This is a genomic window from Bacillus sp. jun7 (assembly GCF_051034795.1).
Classification (GTDB): domain Bacteria; phylum Bacillota; class Bacilli; order Bacillales; family Bacillaceae; genus Bacillus; species Bacillus velezensis.
In genome coordinates, this window is sequence record NZ_CP093219.1 from 637,451 (window position 1) to 657,520 (window position 20,070).

The window sequence follows — 20,070 nt, forward strand, 5'->3', positions numbered from 1 at the left end:
GAGTGAAGGGTGAAAAAAGTTGTAACATTCCAGATAAAATTTTCCGAAACAGCCAGTGTTTTTTGAAACACACAAAAAAAGAGCGGAAATTGCTTACTCCGCTCTTTTGATCGTGTTTTTATTCTTCTAATTCCATCTCTTCCTGAACTTCTTCCGCTTTGTCCGTTACACCGTTATTGTCTAAACCGTAATATTCACGGATTTGTTCCTGAATCATCAGCATGATGTCTTTATTTTCTTTTAAGAACTGCTTGGCGTTTTCACGGCCCTGACCGAGGCGTTCTTCTTCATAAGAATACCACGAACCGCTTTTTTGCACGATATCCAGTTCAGTTCCAAGGTCGATGATTTCCCCTTCTTTGGAGATTCCTTCACCGTACATAATGTCCACTTCAGCCGTACGGAACGGAGGAGCGACTTTGTTTTTTACGACTTTAATTCTCGTTTTATTCCCCATGACGTCGTTGCCCTGCTTTAATTGCTCGGCACGGCGCACTTCAAGGCGCACGGAAGAATAGAATTTCAGCGCGCGGCCGCCCGGTGTCGTCTCCGGATTTCCAAACATAACGCCGACTTTTTCACGAATCTGGTTAATAAAGATTGCGATTGTTTTAGATTTATTGATGGCGCCGGAAAGCTTACGGAGCGCCTGAGACATAAGACGCGCCTGTAAACCGACGTGTGAATCACCCATGTCACCTTCAATTTCAGCTTTTGGAACAAGCGCCGCAACAGAGTCAACGACTACGATATCAACAGCTCCGCTTCGCACCAGCGCTTCAGCAATCTCAAGCGCCTGCTCTCCCGTATCCGGCTGAGAAAGCAGAAGCTCTTCGATATTGACACCGAGCTTTTGCGCGTAAACAGGATCAAGAGCATGCTCAGCATCAATAAATGCGGCCTGTCCGCCTTTTTCCTGAACCTCAGCGATTGCGTGAAGCGCTACAGTCGTTTTACCTGAACTTTCAGGTCCGTATACTTCAATAATCCGTCCGCGCGGGTATCCGCCTATTCCGAGAGCGGTATCAAGTGCAAGGGAGCCGCTTGGCACCGTTGAAATTCTTGTATCCGTTTTTTCTCCGAGCTTCATGATGGAACCTTTGCCGAATTGTTTTTCTATTTGCTTAAGAGCCATATCTAAGGCTGCCTGACGATCACTCATTTATTTTTTCCTCCTTTATCTTGCCACTACATATACTATACCTTGTTTACTGACATTTGCCAAGAAAAAAGCGAACGCATATTCGGATTTTTTCCGCGTTCGCTTTTCTGCAAAAGAGCATAATTTCCCTTATAAAACTTAAAAAATCAGAGAAAACGGCTCTTTAAAACTTTATTTTTGATCCAGCATTTTTAAAATGAGATGGCAGCCGTATTTAGCGGCGCGCTTTCTGATCCCGGTTCTTGAGCCGGCAAAGTGAAATTCGTGCACCTCTTCTTTTCCTTCCGCTGAAATGCCGATAAAGACGCGGCCCGGCGCATGCCCTTCCTGCGGGTCGGGACCCGCAACCCCGGTAAAGCTGATGCCGATATCGCTTCCGGTCAGCTTTCTCACACCGGCTGCAAGCTCTTTCGCACACTCTTTGCTGACCGCTCCGCTTTCTGCGAGCGTCTCAGCTTTCACGCCGAGCACATGCTGTTTCACGCTGTCGGAATAGCAGACAACGCCCCCTGCAAATAGTTGAGACGCACCGCTTAAATCAGTCACCCACTCTGAAAACAGGCCGCCTGTAAAGCTTTCGGCAGAAGAAATCGTGATTTTGTTTTGTCTGCATGCTTTTGAAAGCTCCTTCACCAGGGACGTATCATCATATCCGTAGAAAAATTCACCGACACGTTCTAAAATGGCGGCTTCCGTTTCTTTTAAAAGCCGTTCTGTTTCTTTTTCGTCAGCATGTTTCGCCGTTAAACGGAGCGTGACCTCGCCGTCAGCAGCAAGCGGCGCAATCGTCGGATTCGTCTGCGCGTCAATGATATCTTCTAAATCAGCTTCAAGCTGGGATTCACCGATTCCGAAAAACCGCAGCACGGTTGAAACGATTTTCTCATTAGAACCGAGCTTTTTAAGAAGCAGCGGTTTCGCTTCATTTTCAAACATCGGACGCAGCTCGCTCGGCGGTCCGGGAAGCAGCATATAAAGCCTTGAGCCGTGCTCTGCAAGCATTCCCGGCGCCATGCCGAAATGATTCGCCAAAACGTCCGAGCCCTCAATAACGAGCGCCTGTTTGCGGTTATTCGGCGACATGGTCCGTTTTGTTTTCACGAAATATTCTTCGATCGACCGGAATGCTTCGTCATTCAGAACGAGCGGGCGCCCCAGTGTGTTTGCAATGGTTTCTTTCGTTAAATCGTCCTTGGTCGGTCCGAGGCCGCCTGAAAAAATAATCAGATCTGAGCGCTCTTCGGCAATGCGGATGACTTGCTTAAGCCGCTCCGGATTGTCACCGACAGCGGTATGGTAAAACACGTTTACACCGATTTCCGCCAGCTCTTTACTGATAAACTGCGCGTTTGTATTGGCGATCTGGCCGAGCAGAAGCTCCGAGCCGACCGCAATGATTTCTGCTTTTTTTGCTATTTCCATCTTTAAGTCCTTCTTCCTTAGTTAGATGTTTTTAACGCATCCCAGTTCTTCGCAAAATAATCCCAGCCGGAAATGACTGTGAAGAGCACGGCCACCCATAAAGCGATATCGCCGAACGGGAAAGAAACGAGCTCAAACGGAAGATTATGCAGCAAAAGCGCGGCAACAGCGATGATCTGGGCCCATGTTTTAATTTTCCCCAGCATATTGGCGGCTACAACTTCCCCCGTTCCCGCCAGCACAAGTCTTAATCCCGTTACGGCAAATTCGCGGCTGATGATGATGATGACCATCCACGCCGGCGCAAGGTCAAATTGCACAAGCGTAATTAATGCCGCGGACACCAGCAGTTTGTCAGCCAGCGGATCTAAAAATTTCCCGAAGTTTGTCACGAGGTTCAGTTTTCTGGCGTAGTAGCCATCCACCCAGTCAGTCGTTGATGCGATAATGAATAAAACAGCTCCCGTAAGATGCGCGACCGGAATCGATTCATCCCCTATATGAACGCTGCCCCAATGAAAAGGAACAAGCATGATAATCATAAATACAGGAATTAAAGCGATTCTTGCCAGTGTGATTTTATTCGGTAAGTTAAACATAAAGCCCCTCCAATAATATGTACTCGGACGTGAAGAAAAAGTCATCTTAATCGTTCAGATGACTTTTCCCCTTTTATTTTTTCATCTTGATTGTGATGGTCTGCGCCATCACATCATGCGGATTGAGTTCATAGGACAGAACCTCTCCGTTGATTTTAATTTTCAGGTTAGGGGCATAGCCCGTGCGGATTTCAATCTGCTTTTGATCCGTGACGTCTTTTTTAAAGGTTTCGCCTTTTTGCAGCGTTCCTTCTTTTAAAGAACCGCCGCTGTCATCCCGGACGCGGATCCATGCGCTGTCAGAAGCAATCAGTTCAAGCTTATACTTATCTGCCCCGGAGACGTTGTATGAAGAAGCCGAGCCTTCCGTTCCGGCCGCTTTGATCTCCGTCTTATCGCTGCTTTTTTCTTTCTTTTTCTGCTCTGACGCTTTTGTGTCCTTTTTGTCTTTTTTGCTGTCAGATTGCGCTTCGTCGTTTGTATTGCCGTCGTTTTTCAGCGCAGAATCCTTAGGAATCTCATACTTGCTCTCACTTTGGGTCACGGCCTTATCTCCGTCTGTCTGCCCGGATTTGCTCATTCCGAACTGAATAATCGCATAAATGATCGCGATGACGAGAATGACACCGATGACGACAAGGACGGTCGGAAGCCATTCCGCCGCCTTTGAAGCGGACTTAGGAAGCTCCCTTTGCATGGCGAGACCGGAGATTTTTTCCGACACATCGTCATGGTACGTGTTAGGGATGTCTTTTTTATATTCTTCAAATAACTGATCTGAATCAAGCCCGACAGCTTCAGCGTATTGCTTGATAAACGCCCGCACATAAAAATTGCCGGGAATGACGTCATAATTGCCTTCTTCCAGAGCGGTTAAGTATCTTTTCTGAATTTTCGTCGCCGCCTGGAGTTCATCCAATGACATCCCTTTTTCCTCTCTGGCTTCTTTAAGCCGGATTGCTAATTCTGTCACAACAAACACCTTCCAATATTAAAAATCAAAGCTTGAAAAACCGGTCTGATCAAACATTTGCGGTTCTTCTGCATGTTCATATGTAATGACTTCGTCAGGATCATTTCTGAGTTCGATAATATAATCGAAATCATCGAGCGTATACTCCGAATTTTGAACAAAAATATCGGGGTGCTCCACGACCTTTGTCGCCGGAAGCCGCATAATTTCACTGACGAGCTGAAGATGGCGCTCAGATCCCCGTCTTGTCGAAACGATGCCGTCGAGGATAAACACGTTTTCCGTGCTGTATTCATCGGCAACCAGCTGGCTCCGGATCGTTTGTTTTAGCAGCGTTGATGATACGAAAAGCCATCTTTTGCTGGCACAAACGCTTGACGCAACGATGGACTCCGTTTTTCCGACCCTCGGCATTCCTCGGATTCCGATCAGTTTGTGCCCTTCTTTTTTAAACAGCTCGGCCATAAAGTCAACCAGAAGACCGAGCTCGTCCCTTTCAAAACGGAAGGTTTTTTTGTCATCGGCATCACGCTGAATGTATCTTCCGTGACGGACTGCGAGACGGTCGCGAAGCCTCGGTTCTCTCAGCTTCGTTACTTTAATGGTCTCCATTGTTTTTAAAATTGATTCCAATCGTTTAATTTGATCTATATGCCGGCATCTGAGCAGCATTCCCCTTCTGGAAAGGTCGACACCGTTAATTGTGACAATATTAATTGACAGCATCCCGAGAAGAGATGAAATATCCCCGAGCAGGCCGGGGCGGTTCACTTGAATTTCATATTCAAAATACCATTCGAGCTTTGCCAAATGATATACCCCCTCCATTGTGGCAAATTTTTACCTTCCTTTATCATAAAACATTTTTCTCTAATTAGAAAGAAGAATGTTGCTCTATAGAGGAAAACATAAAAAAAGAGAGGAGAAATCCCCCCTCTTAATGAGTGCTGTTATTTTCAACAAGCTTCACCATCATATTTGCGATGGCGCGCTGTTCATCTTCAGAAGCAACGCTCCAAAGATCAGCAAGCACTTTTTCCTGATGGTTTTTCGAGTCGACTTCGTTCGCAAGGTAACCGCCGATTTCTGTAGCGAGGTCAGTGATTGTTTCATCACTCATCCCTTTTTCCTGCGCATAGTTCAATCTGTCGCCAAGGAAATTCTTCCAATTATCCCAGTTTTCTAATACTGACATGTTGGGTTCCTCCATTTCATCTGTTGTTACAAAATTATTTTGTCCGTGCAGATGCAAACTATACACACATTTTTTTCAGCAGTGCCAGCCGCCGTTTACGGATAATATATGCCCCGTAATATAGGAAGCCTTGTCCGATAATAAAAAGGCCGCCGCTTCGGCGATTTCCTCCGGCTTCGCCAGCCGGCCCGCGGGAATTTCCTCTGCCAACGCTTCTTTTTCATCAGACGTGAACTGATCAAGCATATTTGTATCAACGGCACCCGGCGAGACTGCATTCACGCGGACGCCGCTCGGAGCGAGCTCTTTGGCAAGCGCTTTGACGAACGAATGCTGCGCTCCTTTGACCATGCTGTATAATACCTCGCACGATGCGCCTGTTTCTCCCCAGACGGAACCGATCGCGACGATGCCCCCGCTTTTTTTTCCGGATCATGCCGGGCACCAGATTACGCGCCAAAAGAAACGGACTCGCCACATGCAGCTGCACCATCTCCCGCGCCGTGTCATCCGTAACGTCCGTAATCAGGCCGAAATGACTTTTGCCGCTGTTTAATATCAAAGCGTCCACAGGCTGCTTAACGGAGCGGCTGAGTGTCTCCGCGCCATCCGGTGAGGACAGATCAGCCTGAATAGCGGAGGCTTTTACGCCGAATGATGCGCTCAGCCTTTCCGCAAGCCTGTGTGCGGCTTCCTTATTAGAATGATAATGCAAAAGGACGTCATATCCGTTTTTTGCGAGGACTTCACTTATACTTTGTCCGATTCCGCCGCTTGCTCCGGTTACGAGCGCTGTCTGTTTCATCAATCAATACTCCTTCTTTCCCCAGAAAAACATCCCTCAGGGCGTGAGGGATGTTTTGTTATGATTTTGGCACGACTTTGCAGACTGTCAGCCTGTCTTCTGATATTTCTTCTTTAATGACCCGCTTTACGTCTTCCAGGGTGATCTGCTCCAGTACGGTTACGACATCAAACAGACTCATATCTAAAAAGGCGTAGCGTGTGAATTGGTTGGCAATATATTCAGGTGAATTGAGCGCTTTTAAAAATGACCCGATTTTCTTTTTTCTCGCAAGGTCAAGTTTTTCCGCAGTCACGGCTGATTCTGCATCAAGCAGCATCTGTTTTAATTCGTCAGCGAGCTTATCCGGCTCCGGTGTATCTCCTCCGACAGAGGCAAAACCGAATCCGTATTCAGCCGTGTAATCAAAGCTGAAGGTTTCATCAATGTAGCCTTTATCGTACAAGTTGCCGTAATGCGGTGAGCTTTTTCCGAAGAGACATTCAAGCATGAGGTTCATGCTGAGCTCGTGCTTCAACAGCTCCCGCCCCGTTTTATAAGGGTCTTTCGCCTTTAAGCCGACAAGACATTTTGAGCCTTGCACGTTCATTTTTAATTCCTGCTCCCGGCGGAAAACCGCTTCCTGCTCCTGAACCTCTTTACGTTTGATTTCAGGCTGGTCTGTAAACGGCTTTTTCTCCTGGTTTTTCCGCACCTGACTGATGACCGCTTCAGGATCTGCGGGACCGACGATAAAGAGCAGCATATTGCTCGGGTGATAAAACGTTTCGTAGCACTCATACAGCAGATCTTTCGTAATATGAGAGATGCTCTCCACCGTTCCGGCAATGTCAATTTTCACGGGGTGGTCTTTATACATATTTTCAATAAGGCCGAAAAACAGCCGCCAATCCGGATTATCATCATACATATTGATTTCCTGGCCTATGATGCCTTTTTCTTTTTCAACTGATTTTTCCGTGAAATACGGGTCCTGAACAAAATCCACGAGTGTTTCCAGGTTTTTCTCTACATTAGAAGTGCTGGAGAACAGATAAGCGGTTCGTGTAAATGATGTAAAGGCATTTGCCGACGCCCCCTGCTTACTGAAGTCCTGAAACACGTCGCCGTCCGCTTTTTCAAACAGTTTATGCTCCAGAAAATGCGCGATTCCGTCAGGGACGTGTACCATTTCTTCCTTATTTAAAGGAACGAATTGATTGTCAATAGAACCGTACTTTGTCGTAAACACGGCGTATGTTTTATTAAAACCCTGTTTCGGCAGCACATAGACATCAAGGCCGTTTGCCATTTTTTCATGATACAGCGTTTCCTGAAGCTGTTCGAAGTTTATCGGTTTAGTCAAGATGCTCCCCCCGTCCCTTTTAAGAAATAAGTCGTATCCAGCTTAATGTTCTTTCCGACATTGATAATGTCCTCTTTTGTCACTTTCTCGATATTGTCGAGGAAAGTTTCGATCGGTATCTCCACTTGGGCTGAAGCCTGCTGATACAGAAATTCCGATAAGCCGTATGCCGTATCAATCGTTTCTAACACTTGGTTTTTAATAACGGCTTTCGTTTGGGCGATATCGTCCTCTGAAAAGTCACCGTTTTGCATAGCCTGAAATTGTTCTTCGATTATGGTGACGGCCTGCTTATAATTTTTCACCTCAATGCCCGACATGACCATCAAAAGCCCTTTGAAGCTTTCCACCCTTGAGGCTGCATAATAGGCGAGGCTCGCTTTTTCACGGACATTTATAAACAGCTTTGAATGAGAGAACCCCCCGAACAGCCCGTTAAACACCTGCAATGCCGGATAATCCGGGTCTGTATATGTCGTATTGGTCCGGAATCCGATATTCAGCTTGCCCTGCTTGACGTCCTCTTCATCAATGACTTCCTTCGGATCGGGCTGTTCATTCGCCGCGCTTCTTTCAAAAGGCTGCAGCTCCCGTTCTTCCGTTTTAAAATACGTATCAACGGCCGTTTTCACCTGATCTGAATCAACATCGCCGATGACATACAGGTCCAGCTGATCTTCGCGTATGGCTTTTTGATAGGCTTCATACAAATCTTGCGGTGTAATGTGTTCAACATCATCGAACTCGCCGTTGACGTGAAGGGCATACGGTTCGCTTTTGCACATTTCCTGAACGAGACGCAGATTAGAATATCTCATCTTATCATCATATACGGCTTGAATCCGCTGTTTCAGCGTCCGTTTTTCCTGCGTGACATAAAGGGGCAGGAAGGCGCCGTTTTCCAAAGCGGGCGAAAAGACAAGCTCTGATAAAAGCTGAAGGCCTTTTTCCAATAACGGTGTGCGGTCCTTCAGATACTTTTCATTAGGAATCTCAAGTCTGAACGTAATGACATGACGTTCTCCCTTTTTTGTCAGATCAGCTGAAACGGATGTGCCGTACAGCTCATCAAAATAAGAACGCAGATCAGCGGTTTTCGGGCGGCTTTCTGTTCCGCGCAGAAGCACATGCGGAAACAGCGCCCTTTTTGTTACAAGCTCTTTCGTTAAAGGAGCCAGCATTTTAAACGTCAGCGAAACGGTTTTAAATTTCTCAGTCTTTACGATATGGGCGGTGATCCCGCCGTGCTTTGACTTCATTTCATTTACATAAGTCATGTGAAACCTCCTTCGTTCATTCTTTAATAGTATGTATTATGACCAAATTTCAGCATTCGCAAAAAAGAGTGCGCAGATGTAATTATATCAACTGGAGGATTTATAAGGAAACAAAAAACCTCTGCCCGAAAACAGGCAGAGGCATTGAACGTTATTTTTTCAAATTGAAAGGCCACCAGTTGGCTCTTCCGAATATTTTCACCATGACCGGTACAAAAAACGGAAGGACGACAATTGCATACATGAGAAGGCCTGTTAATACCACGGTTGCAATCTGTAATAAGGAAAGAACGCCTGACGGCAGCATGGCCGCAAAGGTTCCCGCTAAAATAATCGCCGCAGAAATGATGACGGAACCCATATTTTTCATACTGCTGATCATTGCGGGCCCCGTTCCTTCTTTTTTCAGCTCATTAAAGCGGTCCATTAAAAAGATGGAATAATCCACACCAAGAGCCATCAAAATAACAAAGCCGAAGAACGGTACGGCCCAGTTTACGCCCGGATACCCGAAGAAGTGTGTAAAGATGTATTCCGTCACGCCGATGGATGCGAAATACGTCAGTACGAGCGACGCCACTAAATAAACAGGCATAATGAGAGAGCGCAGCATTATGATGAGAATCAGAAAAATTCCCGCCAGCATAAACATTGCCGTCCGTTTGAAGTCTGAATCCGATACTTCTTTCAGATCGGCATTCATGCTGGAGACTCCCGAAACGCCGAAAGAGGCATTCTTCAGATCCGTGTTCGGAATGGCTCTTTTTACGCTCGCTTTGATCGCTTGAATATCTTGAATGGCCGTATTTGAGTAAGGATTGTTATCAAGAACGACGGTCAATTCTGTCGTTTTTCTGTCATCTGACATGTACGTATTAAACACGCTTGTGAAATCACTGTTTGTCAACGCGTCTTTCGGCACAAACCAGCCTGTCATTTCTTTATCTGACGCCTTGTGAAGCTCACCCAGGTAATCATTCGCCCCCATCATGCCGCTTGATACTTTCTTAAGCCCTTTTACACTATCGTTAAGGCCTGAAGAAAGATCGCTGAGCCGGGAAGAAAAATCACCGAGACCGCTCTTCATTTTTTTCTGACCCTCCGCGAGCTGTCCTGCCGCCGATTCAAGGCGGGGCATTTGTCCTGCAAGAGCCCCCTGTCCGTCTGACACTTGCTGCAGACCGTTTTCAATACTGGTCAGTCCATTGATCATTGCGTTAATTTGAGTGTCAATCTTCTTCTGTGCGGCTGCCAGCCGGGCAAATTGTTTTTCCGCTTGCTGCAGATGATCCTTTTGACTGTCGACCTGTTTAGAAAACGCTTCTGCATCCGCGTTTGCCTTGGAAACGGCTGACTGTACACCCGTAAAGGCCGATTTGATTTCTTTGTAAGAGGGATCGGTTTTGACTGACGGTATTGACGCTTCCAATTTTGCAAACGGCAGCCGGGCAAGCTGCTTGTTCAAATCGGCAAGCTGTCTGCTGGCTTCATCTTTCATCGGCAGGACGGTTTTTACCAATTTTAAAGCGTTTTGCGTTTCTGAAGCGAGACCGCTGTTTTGTTTTAGCTGTGAAGTCAGCATTTGTTTTTGCTCTTCAATCTGATTTCTCATCTGGGCGACGCCGGCTTTATTCTCATTCACGCCAGCCTGCAGTTTATTCAGGTTTTCTCCTATATCAGATAGCCCGGATTTCAGAGACAATGTTCCGTTAATAAGCTGATTGACGCTTTTCCCCGACTCTTCGATCTGCGGCTGTGAATCAGCTAACGACTTTGCGGCATGCCCTAATCCGTCCGTGATTTTTTCAAGTCCTGTATTGCCTTTATCAAGCCCTTCTTGAAGCTGCTTTGCCTGATTTGTGACAAATAATTGATTCAATCCGTTTCCGGCAGGGCGCGTGGCGCTTCTGACCGTTTTTACACCCTCTGTTTTTTCAAGTTCTCTGCTGATTTTTTCGATATCAATCAGGTGTTTTTCGGTATTTAATGGCTCATCATTTTTGATGACGACTGTGGCCGGAAGAAGTTCTCCCGGGCCGAATGCGCCTGAAATCGTATTAAACGCGCGGACGGATTCATATTTGTCCCCGATTTCGTCAAGGCTGTTGTAAGATAGCGATCCTTTGTAAAGAAGGATAGGCGGGACGGTGAATACCGCAACGATTGCAAGACTGATGAGCGGCCTTTTAAATGAAAACCGCCCTGCCGTTTCCCAAGCTTTGCTTTGAGGATGGGAAATATCACCCTTAACAGGCCAAAACAGTCTTTTTCCTAAAACAGCCATAAAAAACGGCACGATCGTCATAAGCGCAAGCAGCAGCACCGCGACACCGACCGCAACGGCGGCTGCCGACTGATACAGCTTAAATGTCGCAAATCCGATGCAGGCAAATCCGATCAGCACCGCACCGCCGCTGTACAAAACCGTCTTTCCGGCCGTTTTGTAGGTGACGACGATCGCTTCTCTTATATCAGCGCCATGCGACAGTTCTTCTTTAAATCTGCTGAGAAGCAGAATGCAGTAGTCTGTACCGATTCCGAACATAATCGCAACCATGAAAATCTGCGTAAAAGTTGAGAGCGGAAAATTCAGCTGGCCGACTAAAAATGCGACAATCGACTGGCTGACTAAATAAGATATCAATACAGATAAAAGCGGCACAAACGGAGCGACCACTGACCGGAATACAAGGATCAGCACGATCAGAATAAAAGCGACCGTTATATATTCAGTCTTTTTCAAGCCGTCCTGTGAGCTTTTTAACACATCTTCGTCGATCAGCGACTGGCCTGTAATGCTGTATGATACGCCGTACGGTTTCAGCTCTTTATCAATTTTATTTTTTATTTCGAGGATATCGTTTTTGGATGTATCAAGCTGCAGCTGAACGAGCATCGTTTGTCTGTCTTTTGACAGCAGCTGTTTTTTGATGTCGTCATTTTTCTCCCCGAAGTATGAAGTCACCGTTTTAATCTGAAGCGCTTTTTTCTGTTCAGACAAAGTGCTGACGGCTTCTTCCAGACGATCTTTTTTGTCTGTCATTAAGCCTTTTTCGTGAAATACGATGACGGCAGAAGAAGACGGTGCATCTGAATCAGACATTTCATCAAGCAATTCATGGGCATAAGAAGAGGAATATCCGTCCGGTACGGAAATCTGCCCTTTCTCCCGTGTCAATTCAGCCATATCAGGCGCAGTAAGCATAAATATCACCGTTGCGGCGATCCATAACGCGGCGATGATCCAGCGGGCTCGGATAATGTTTTTCATTATGTCTGCTGATCCTCCTCTGTCATCATCAATCGATATAATTTTTCATATGTATTAACGAACATCTCCGCCTCGTCTTCATCAAAATACATAATATATGAACGGACGAGTTCCTCAATCCGCCGCTCCACACGGTGAAATACTTCCGTCCCCTTTTCCGTGACATTTAAAAGTATGCTCCGGCGGTCGCTTTGGCTGCGTTCTCTATTGATGTAGCCTTTTTCATACAGGCGGTTCGTCATCGATGTAATGGCGCTTTTGTTGACGTGGCACACCGCGGCCAGTTCAATTGATTTGCAATCCGGATTGAGCATAATATAGCGGAGTATGTAATATTGATCCAATGTCAGCTCTTTGTTCACTTTTTCAGCGATAATGCTGTCAATTTTTTTTAAGACGTGCAGGTATACATCGGAATAACGCTGAATCAGCTGCTTTACTTTTTCTTCATGCATCTTTTCCCCCTCCTTCCAATAGTTAAAATGTTTAACTATTAAAAAGGATAACGACTTGACGATATCATGTCAATCTTCAAAATAAAAAAAGACAGTGCAGATTACACCGTCTTTAATGATTCCTTTTTTTCTTTAGCTTGTGATGAGATATTTAACAGCGCTAAAAATACAGACACAATGCCGCAAAAAGCGGATAAAATAAAAATCAGCCAGCCTGCATTTGACATCAGGGCAGCAAAGATCGGCGGTCCCGCCGCTACTCCGATAAACCGCATGCTGTTATAAAATGAGGTGATGGTTCCCGATTCCTCGTTGTCTACGCCTTCTGTGATGACAGCGTCTAATGCCGGTAATGCTATTCCGATACCGATACCGCTGACACACAAAAAGATAAATAATAAATAAAAACTGTGATTCCACCATAGGCCGATAAACGACAGTGTCACGGCACTCATTCCGAAAACAATGCAAAACTTCATTTTGCCTTGGTCTTTCCCGATTTTTCTGCCTGATATATATGAACTGACGGATAGAAATAAAAGCGGGATTGCCAAAAGCGCTCCTTTAGCCACACCGTCAATTCCGTATTTCTTCTCCAGTGAGTCTGATAAATAAAAAAGAACCCCGAACAGCAAAAACATAATCACGCAGCCGATGATAAATACCGTAAAGAGCCAGCGTCCGTCACGCTTAAATATGCGGCCGACATTTTTCACAAATTCGGAAATAGAAGGCGCTTCTTTTTGTTTCTCCGGCTTTGCCACCAAAAACAATACGAGAAAAAAACTGATGAGCGAAAAAAACGGAATGAACCAAAACGGCATAAACCAAAACCATGCAGCCAAGAGCGAGCCGAGAATCGGGCTTAATACTTTCCCGGCCGTGTTTGACGTCTCAATGTCGCCGAGCCCCGCGGTAATCCGCTCATCATCCCCTTTGAATAAATCACCGATAAACGGCATCACTACAGGAGCCGCCCCTGCCGAACCGATTCCCTGCAGCACCCGCCCCGCCAAGATAATGGGATAAGGATGCTTGAACGCGGTGGAAGCTATCGCGGCAAGCGCTCCGCCCGCACCGGCTATGAGAAGACAAGGCAGAAGAACCTTTTTTCTTCCGAATTTATCGGACAAATATCCGGCAATCGGAATACAAATAATCGCCACAATCGAATAGACCGTTATAATTAACGATACTTGAAAAGACGATATGGACAGCTTCTTTTCAATCATCGGAAGCACAGGAATCAGCATGGAATTCCCGAGTGTCATCACGAGCGGTACAGAAGCCAGAGCAATGATATTTTTTGTTCCATTTTTCTTCTTACTCAACTTATTCACCCATTCACTATACTTGGTTGTTTCCTGTTTTATTGTGCCTTGCGGAAAACAAAGTATGTATTGAAGCGGCAAATAAAAAAACAGACACATGACGCGTCTGTCTTAAAAACGTTTTCTTACAACATGAAAACTGAACTTATCAGCCCGGAAATAATTTAATGAATACAGCACAGGTTCATCATTCTGATTATAGTGGGTTTGCTTCAGCAATAAAAGCGCCGTCTCCGGCTCGCATTCCAAAACCGGTGAAATCGTATCGTGATATCCGATCGGTTCGATATCAGCAACGGCATAGCTGATCACAGACCCGGAGTTTTTTTCCAAAAGATCAAAAATAGATTCCTGTTCATGACAGAAAGAATTCGGCAGAATGTGCATCGGAATCGTATCTAAACAGTAAACGACCGGAGTGCCGCTTGCCGTTCTCACGCGTTCCAAATAAAAAAGCTCCTGCTCAGGCTCAAGCCGGAATCTAGCGATATCTTCATCAGACGGCGTGATGACCTGAGACGACAAAAAAATCGTACCCGGCACCATGTTCGCCTGCTGAATCATTTTCGTCACGCTGTTGAGCTGTTCAATACCTGAAAGAAACAGCGGTTTTGTATGGACGAAAGTGCCCACACCGTGCCTTCTGATAATCACATGCTCCTCTTCAAGGATACGCAAAGCTTCACGCAGAGTTGCCCGGCTGACACCCATAGATTTTGAAAGCTCAAATTCAGAAGGAAGCTTTTCCTTTTCGGTGTAAATTCCGTTTTGTATATCCTCTTTGATTCGCTCAATCACTTTTAGGTACAAGTGACGATTGTCAGCTTTTGTAGACATGTTTCCCCTCCGTAAACCACTTTCATAAATTATTGAACAATTGGGACAACTATATCATGTTTTAATAAAAAAATAAATAGGAATGATTTTGGTGATATCATTTTCAGTGAAAACTCTCTCCTTTTTAAGAAGAGAGCTCATCATATTGTTCCTTAGATAATAGTACTTCCCTCGGTTTGCTTCCTTCATACGGCCCGACGACGCCCCGTTCCTCCATTGCGTCAATCAGACGGGCTGCTCTCGTATATCCGATTCTGAACCGCCTTTGAAGCATGGAGACTGATGCCGTCTGCATGCCGATAATCAAATCGACCGCTTCGTCATAGAGATCATCCGTTACTTCACTGTGTGTTTCCGACACTTCTTCCGGAATCATCTCTTCTTGATACTGCGCTTTTTGCTGAGTAATCACATGATCGACGACATGCTCAACCTCTTCATCCGATAAAAATGCTCCCTGGACCCGGACAGGCTTATTCGCGCCTACAGGCAGAAACAGCATGTCTCCGCGCCCCAGAAGCTTTTCAGCGCCGCCCATGTCTAAAATTGTCCGTGAATCGGTCTGAGATGAAACACTGAAGGCAATTCTTGACGGAATGTTGGCTTTAATAACACCGGTAATAACGTCAACTGAAGGCCGCTGAGTCGCGATAATCAAATGAATTCCCGCCGCCCGCGCCATCTGTGAAAGTCTCGTAATTGAATCTTCCACATCGGAAGAAGCGACCATCATCAGATCGGCAAGCTCGTCAACGATGACGACGATGTATGGCAGCTCAGGCTGCTTGACTTCTTCTTCGGCATTTGACCGCTTTATAAGGTCGTTATAGCCTTCTATATTTCTCGTACCCGTATGGGAGAACAGCTCATAGCGGCGCTCCATCTCATTGACGACCTTTTTCAAAGCCTGCGAGGCCTTTTTCGGATCTGTCACGACCGGCGCAAGCAGATGAGGAATGCCGTTATACACATTCAGCTCAACCATTTTCGGGTCAATCATCATCATCTTCACTTCATGCGGTTTGGCCCTCATCAGAATGCTCGTAATAATACCGTTGACACAGACGCTTTTTCCGCTTCCCGTTGCCCCCGCTACGAGCAGGTGGGGCATTTTGTTCAGTTCGGCAAGCACGGCTTCCCCGGAAATATTTCGTCCCAAGCCGATCAGAAGCTTCGCGTCCGGCTTGTCATTGAGCTTGGATTCAAGCACTTCTTTTAACGAAACCATCGCAACTTCAGCATTGGGCACCTCGATGCCGATTGCTGATTTACCCGGAATCGGCGCTTCTATCCGGATATCCTTGGCGGCAAGCGCGAGCGCAAGGTCATCGCTCAGATTCACGATTTTACTGACTTTGACCCCGACGTCCGGATACACCTCATATTTTGTGACCGCCGGGCCGAGATGAACTTGGGTCACTTTCGCCTTTACCCCGAAGCTTTGAAAAGTCCGTTCGAGTTTTCTTGCATTCTCGTAAATGTTTTTCTTATCGGTCTGCTGGCCGGTATGTTTCGGGTCAGCCAGAATGTCCAATGAAGGCATTTGATAATCTTTATTTTCAAGCTCTGTAAACGTCATCGGCGGAGCCGCAGCCGTTTCGTCACTGTCTTGAGCGCCGCCGGAAGGCTCATCTTTTGCCGTTTGCGCCGTCTCCTGCGTTTTTTCCGGAATCAGCGGTTCGACGCGTTCTTCCTGACGGTCTGAAAAGCTTGAAATAATCGGCTCTGAATGGATGATCGGCGAAATGATTTCCTCATCCTCTTCTTCGGGCTCAGGCATTTCTTTTTTCTTTTGAACCCGTTTTTGTTTTTTGCCCGATTTGGTTTTTGTTTTAGGCGAAGACATATTCGTTCTGACCGTCTTCATATCCTCAAGAAATGCCTGCCATTGACTGCGGATAAACCGGCCGACGGGGCTCGTCCACTTTTTGAGCGTTTCCTGCAGTGAACGCCCCGTTACAAGAATCAGCCCCATTAAGATCAGCACGATCGCCATGATCTGTGAACCCGTTGATGCAAATAAAAAGTGGGAAGCTGCAAACAGTACCGCGCCGATCATGCCGCCGCCCAAATCAGGGGAAGCAGCCTGCTGTTTCATGTCAATCATAAACAGCTCCCACGTGTTGCCGATGACACTTGCCGACCGAATCGACCCGTGATGAGACAGATTTTTAAAGAGCTGCACGTGAGACAGCAGCAAAATACTGGCGATAATACAGTACAACCCTGCCTTTCTTCTCGTTAAAAGGCTTGGACTCTTCTTTTTCCAAAACAGCGAAATTCCGAGAAGGAAGAGCGCAATTAAGCATAAAATAAACCACTCTCCGGCAAAAAAACGGAACAAGTACACAAATGTCTGTCCCACAACGCCGAGCTGCAAAACAGCAATAATCGAGATTGCAACACAGAGCAGTCCGCTTAGTTCGTATTTTAGATTGAGCTTACTCTCTTGTTTCTTTTTAGATTTCCGTTTTTTCTTTGCCACACTCATCACCTTACTGCGTTAAAAAATGTAAAATCATACATCATGAAGAAAAGCAGCCTTTTGCCGGCTGCATTTTTCTGTAGGATTCCCCTATTATAGCATATTTTGCCCCCGGGAAACGGACTGAATGCCGGTTAGATTTTCAGCTTGATTTTTTGTCCCGGAGCGATGTCCGGATTCAGAAAATCCATCGGGTTCGTACTTAAAATCTGTACGACTTCAGCTTCATTTCCCTTCATCTCAACTAGCAGCGGCACACCGGCGTAATCTACCTGTTCATGCACACTTTGCTCTATGTCCTGACCGTAAACCACTTCTTGGGGCATGACGGTATAAAGGATCATTGAATCATCCTTCCTTCCTCGCCCTTTCGTTCCTCAATCAGCTGATTCAGCTTTTTTATCGCCTGTCCGACGCCGCCCACGTCATCAATTAGTCCGTAATCAGCCGCATCTTTGCCGACTACGTTCGTTCCGATGTCCCTGGTTAAGTTTCCTTTTGAAAACATCAGCTCTTTGAATTTTTCTTCGGAAATATTTGAATGATGGGTCACAAAGTTGACAACCCGCTCCTGCATTTTATCCAGGTATTCAAACGTTTGCGGAACACCGATAACCAGACCTGTAAGCCGAACGGGGTGAATGGTCATTGTCGCTGTCTCCGCGATAAAACTATGATCACATGACACGGCGATCGGCACACCTATGGAGTGGCCCCCGCCGAGTACGATTGAGACGGTCGGTTTTGATAAGGATGCGAGCATTTCCGCAATCGCAAGCCCCGCTTCCACATCGCCTCCGACGGTGTTTAAGATGATCAGAAGTCCTTCGATTTTCGGATTTTGCTCAATGGCGACGATTTGCGGAATGACATGTTCATATTTGGTTGTTTTATTTTGCGGCGGGAGCTGGACGTGCCCCTCAATTTGGCCGATGATCGTCAGGCAGTGAATATTGGTATCTTGGGACATTTGCGGCAGAGATGTCTCTCCCAGCTGCTGAATTTTGCTCATAATGCTGTCTTTCGCATCTGATTTTTCGGGCTGCTGTTCCTCGGTGTTTTCCATACGATGATCCATTTTATCTTTCACCCTTTCCGAATGTCTCTTTGTATTATGAACAAAGATGATGATTTCCATCCGGGACATGAACAAAAACAAAGCCGGAGCATGATGCGCTCCGGCTTTGTATACATTATACTTCCATAATGATCGGAATGATCATCGGCTTGCGTTTTGTTTTTTCATAAAGGAATTGATTCAGCGCATCACGCATTGCTTGTTTCAGCGTGGACCATTCTACGGCAGATGTTTCCGTCGCTTCAGTCACGATAGAGCGGACGAGCTCAGTAGCTTGTACAATTAACCCCTCTGATTCTCTGACATACACGAAACCGCGCGTAATGATCTCAGGGCCTGAAACAAGGTTCTTCTTCTGCTTATCGAGTGAAATCACGACGATGAGAATGCCGTCTTGTGACAATAAGCGGCGGTCTCTCAGCACGATGTTGCCGATGTCGCCGACTCCGAGGCCGTCAATCAGAACGTTTCCGTATGTGACTTTATCCCCGATTTTCACATTCTGGCCGCGGAATTCAACGACGTCACCTTTTTCAATCAAGAAAATATCGCTGCGTTTCATGCCGATCTCTTCTGCGATTTTGGAATGCGCTTTTTGCATTCTGAATTCACCGTTAACCGGAATTAAATATTTCGGTTTCAGCAAATTAAGCATGAGTTTCAATTCTTCCTGCGAACCGTGACCGGACACATGCACTCGTTTTTGGGCGAAAATGACTTGAGCGCCGGCGCGGGCAAGCAGGTTGACGGTTTTGGAATATATCAATTCATGCCCCGGAATCGGTGTTGATGCAATGACAACGGTGTCTCCTTCTTCAATGTTAAGCTGCTTGTGCGCCTGCTTGGCCATCCGCGTAAGAGCGGCCAGCGGCTCACCATGGCTTCCGGCTGTAACAATTGCCACGTCCCGCTTCGGATATTTTTTCACATCCTGCACAGGAATAAACATTTCATCTTCGGCTTCAATATAGCCGAGTTTGCGCCCAAGCTGAAGCACGTTTTGCAGATTTTTTCCGGCGATTGCAAGTTTGCGGCCGTTCTGGACGGCAGCCTGTATCACTTGCTGGATCCGGTTGATATTAGACGCGAATACAGCAATGATGACACGGTTTTCTGAATTGTTCATCGCATCGGAAATTTCACCGCTTACATATGCTTCTGACGGAGTATACCCCGGGCGCTCCGCATTGGCGCTGTCAGAAAGCAGGGCGAGCACGCCGCTGTTTCCGATTTTGGCAATTTCGCCAATATCACATGATTGGTGATATGCAGGCGTCTGGTCAAATTTGAAGTCTCCCGTGCATACAATAGAGCCAAGTGATGTTTTGAAGCTGACTCCCACTGAATCCGGAATACTGTGAATCGTTTTAAAGAACGATACTTTCGTTGATTCAAATGTAATGACTGATTTAGAGTGAACTTCACGTAAATCAGCTTTTCGATTATGCCCGTACTGCTTGAGTTTTTCTCTCAGTAATGCAAGCGTAAGCTTCGTTCCGTATACCGGCACCGACAGCTTGTTCAATAAATAAAAGACGCCCCCGATGTTTTCATCGTGCCCGTGTGTCAGAAAGATGGCCTTCACGCGGTCAGCCCGTTCTACTAAGTAGGAAATATCCGGAATGACAACATCAATACCGAGCATTTCATTTTCAGGGTGCATCAGCCCTGCATCCACTACAAATATGTCTGAGTCAATTTCAATGACATATAGGTTCTTCCCAATTTCTCCGACGCCGCCAAGGGCGATAATTCTGACGTTTTCTGTATTTTTCTTTTTCAAAATCTGTATCCTCCTAGTCTCATACCCGTCCATCATCACTTGTTCCTATTAT

16 protein-coding genes and 1 pseudogene are annotated in these 20,070 nt (G+C 46.1%); all 17 read right to left on the reverse strand.

Features of this window, described 5'->3' with window-relative positions; all coding sequences use genetic code 11:
• Positions 1-118: 118 nt before the first annotated feature.
• On the reverse strand, positions 119-1,162 hold the full coding sequence (gene recA, locus MJQ52_RS02600; protein ID WP_003154145.1) for a recombinase RecA: 1,044 nt from the start codon (positions 1,160-1,162) through the stop codon (positions 119-121).
• A gap of 171 nt (positions 1,163-1,333) precedes the next feature.
• A complete protein-coding gene (locus tag MJQ52_RS02605; protein WP_077722211.1) occupies positions 1,334-2,584 on the reverse strand; it encodes a competence/damage-inducible protein A in 1,251 nt (416 codons plus the stop codon).
• A 17-nt stretch (positions 2,585-2,601) separates the two neighbouring features.
• The gene (gene pgsA, locus MJQ52_RS02610) at positions 2,602-3,183 is read right to left on the reverse strand and encodes a CDP-diacylglycerol--glycerol-3-phosphate 3-phosphatidyltransferase (RefSeq protein ID WP_003154147.1); all 582 of its coding nucleotides are present in this window, start codon (positions 3,181-3,183) and stop codon (positions 2,602-2,604) included.
• A 73-nt stretch (positions 3,184-3,256) separates the two neighbouring features.
• A complete protein-coding gene (locus MJQ52_RS02615; protein WP_070081839.1) occupies positions 3,257-4,156 on the reverse strand; it encodes a helix-turn-helix domain-containing protein in 900 nt (299 codons plus the stop codon).
• An 18-nt stretch (positions 4,157-4,174) separates the two neighbouring features.
• Positions 4,175-4,966, reverse strand: a complete 792-nt coding sequence (locus MJQ52_RS02620) for a DUF3388 domain-containing protein (protein WP_003154149.1) — start codon at positions 4,964-4,966, stop codon at positions 4,175-4,177.
• 127 nt (positions 4,967-5,093) lie between these two features.
• A complete protein-coding gene (locus tag MJQ52_RS02625) occupies positions 5,094-5,351 on the reverse strand; it encodes a DUF3243 domain-containing protein (RefSeq protein WP_003154150.1) in 258 nt (85 codons plus the stop codon).
• Between the two features lie 75 nt (positions 5,352-5,426).
• A pseudogene (gene ymfI / locus MJQ52_RS02630) lies at positions 5,427-6,156 on the reverse strand (elongation factor P 5-aminopentanone reductase).
• 58 nt (positions 6,157-6,214) lie between these two features.
• Complete coding sequence (gene yfmH / locus MJQ52_RS02635) at positions 6,215-7,501, reverse strand: EF-P 5-aminopentanol modification-associated protein YfmH (RefSeq protein ID WP_070081837.1); 1,287 nt, start codon at positions 7,499-7,501, stop codon at positions 6,215-6,217.
• On the reverse strand, positions 7,498-8,778 hold the full coding sequence (yfmF, locus tag MJQ52_RS02640; protein WP_094246928.1) for an EF-P 5-aminopentanol modification-associated protein YfmF: 1,281 nt from the start codon (positions 8,776-8,778) through the stop codon (positions 7,498-7,500). The genes yfmH and yfmF overlap by 4 nt, the downstream gene beginning before the upstream one ends.
• A 151-nt stretch (positions 8,779-8,929) precedes the next feature.
• Positions 8,930-12,049 carry an MMPL family transporter gene (locus tag MJQ52_RS02645; RefSeq protein WP_094246929.1) on the reverse strand — a complete coding sequence of 1,040 codons (3,120 nt, stop codon included), beginning with the start codon at positions 12,047-12,049 and terminating at the stop codon, positions 8,930-8,932.
• Positions 12,049-12,504, reverse strand: a complete 456-nt coding sequence (locus MJQ52_RS02650) for a MarR family winged helix-turn-helix transcriptional regulator (protein WP_003154157.1) — start codon at positions 12,502-12,504, stop codon at positions 12,049-12,051. The genes MJQ52_RS02645 and MJQ52_RS02650 overlap by 1 nt, the downstream gene beginning before the upstream one ends.
• A gap of 101 nt (positions 12,505-12,605) precedes the next feature.
• Positions 12,606-13,775 carry an MFS transporter gene (locus tag MJQ52_RS02655; protein ID WP_094247885.1) on the reverse strand — a complete coding sequence of 390 codons (1,170 nt, stop codon included), beginning with the start codon at positions 13,773-13,775 and terminating at the stop codon, positions 12,606-12,608.
• Between the two features lie 171 nt (positions 13,776-13,946).
• The gene (locus MJQ52_RS02660) at positions 13,947-14,672 is read right to left on the reverse strand and encodes a GntR family transcriptional regulator (protein WP_015388224.1); all 726 of its coding nucleotides are present in this window, start codon (positions 14,670-14,672) and stop codon (positions 13,947-13,949) included.
• Between the two features lie 124 nt (positions 14,673-14,796).
• Positions 14,797-17,157: an FtsK/SpoIIIE family DNA translocase gene (locus tag MJQ52_RS02665; RefSeq protein ID WP_145956744.1), complete on the reverse strand. Its 2,361-nt coding sequence runs from the start codon at positions 17,155-17,157 to the stop codon at positions 14,797-14,799.
• A 134-nt stretch (positions 17,158-17,291) separates the two neighbouring features.
• The gene (locus MJQ52_RS02670) at positions 17,292-17,501 is read right to left on the reverse strand and encodes a YlzJ-like family protein (RefSeq protein ID WP_003154161.1); all 210 of its coding nucleotides are present in this window, start codon (positions 17,499-17,501) and stop codon (positions 17,292-17,294) included.
• Positions 17,498-18,235 carry a ClpP family protease gene (locus MJQ52_RS02675; protein WP_025851243.1) on the reverse strand — a complete coding sequence of 246 codons (738 nt, stop codon included), beginning with the start codon at positions 18,233-18,235 and terminating at the stop codon, positions 17,498-17,500. Before MJQ52_RS02675 ends, MJQ52_RS02670 begins: the two co-directional genes overlap by 4 nt.
• Before the next feature lie 115 nt (positions 18,236-18,350).
• Positions 18,351-20,018, reverse strand: a complete 1,668-nt coding sequence (gene rnjB, locus MJQ52_RS02680; RefSeq protein ID WP_003154163.1) for a ribonuclease J2 — start codon at positions 20,016-20,018, stop codon at positions 18,351-18,353.
• Positions 20,019-20,070: the final 52 nt, after the last annotated feature.

Coding starts and splice junctions, on each gene's coding strand:
- MJQ52_RS02605 (WP_077722211.1), bottom strand. CDS start 2,584: ATGGAAATAGCAAAAAAAGCAGAAATCATTGCGGTCGGCTCGGAGCTT.
- MJQ52_RS02670 (WP_003154161.1), bottom strand. CDS start 17,501: ATGATCCTTTATACCGTCATGCCCCAAGAAGTGGTTTACGGTCAGGAC.
- MJQ52_RS02660 (WP_015388224.1), bottom strand. CDS start 14,672: ATGTCTACAAAAGCTGACAATCGTCACTTGTACCTAAAAGTGATTGAG.
- recA (WP_003154145.1), bottom strand. CDS start 1,162: ATGAGTGATCGTCAGGCAGCCTTAGATATGGCTCTTAAGCAAATAGAA.
- MJQ52_RS02645 (WP_094246929.1), bottom strand. CDS start 12,049: ATGAAAAACATTATCCGAGCCCGCTGGATCATCGCCGCGTTATGGATC.
- yfmF (WP_094246928.1), bottom strand. CDS start 8,778: ATGACTTATGTAAATGAAATGAAGTCAAAGCACGGCGGGATCACCGCC.
- MJQ52_RS02650 (WP_003154157.1), bottom strand. CDS start 12,504: ATGCATGAAGAAAAAGTAAAGCAGCTGATTCAGCGTTATTCCGATGTA.
- MJQ52_RS02675 (WP_025851243.1), bottom strand. CDS start 18,235: ATGGATCATCGTATGGAAAACACCGAGGAACAGCAGCCCGAAAAATCA.
- pgsA (WP_003154147.1), bottom strand. CDS start 3,183: ATGTTTAACTTACCGAATAAAATCACACTGGCAAGAATCGCTTTAATT.
- MJQ52_RS02655 (WP_094247885.1), bottom strand. CDS start 13,775: ATGACACTCGGGAATTCCATGCTGATTCCTGTGCTTCCGATGATTGAA.
- MJQ52_RS02625 (WP_003154150.1), bottom strand. CDS start 5,351: ATGTCAGTATTAGAAAACTGGGATAATTGGAAGAATTTCCTTGGCGAC.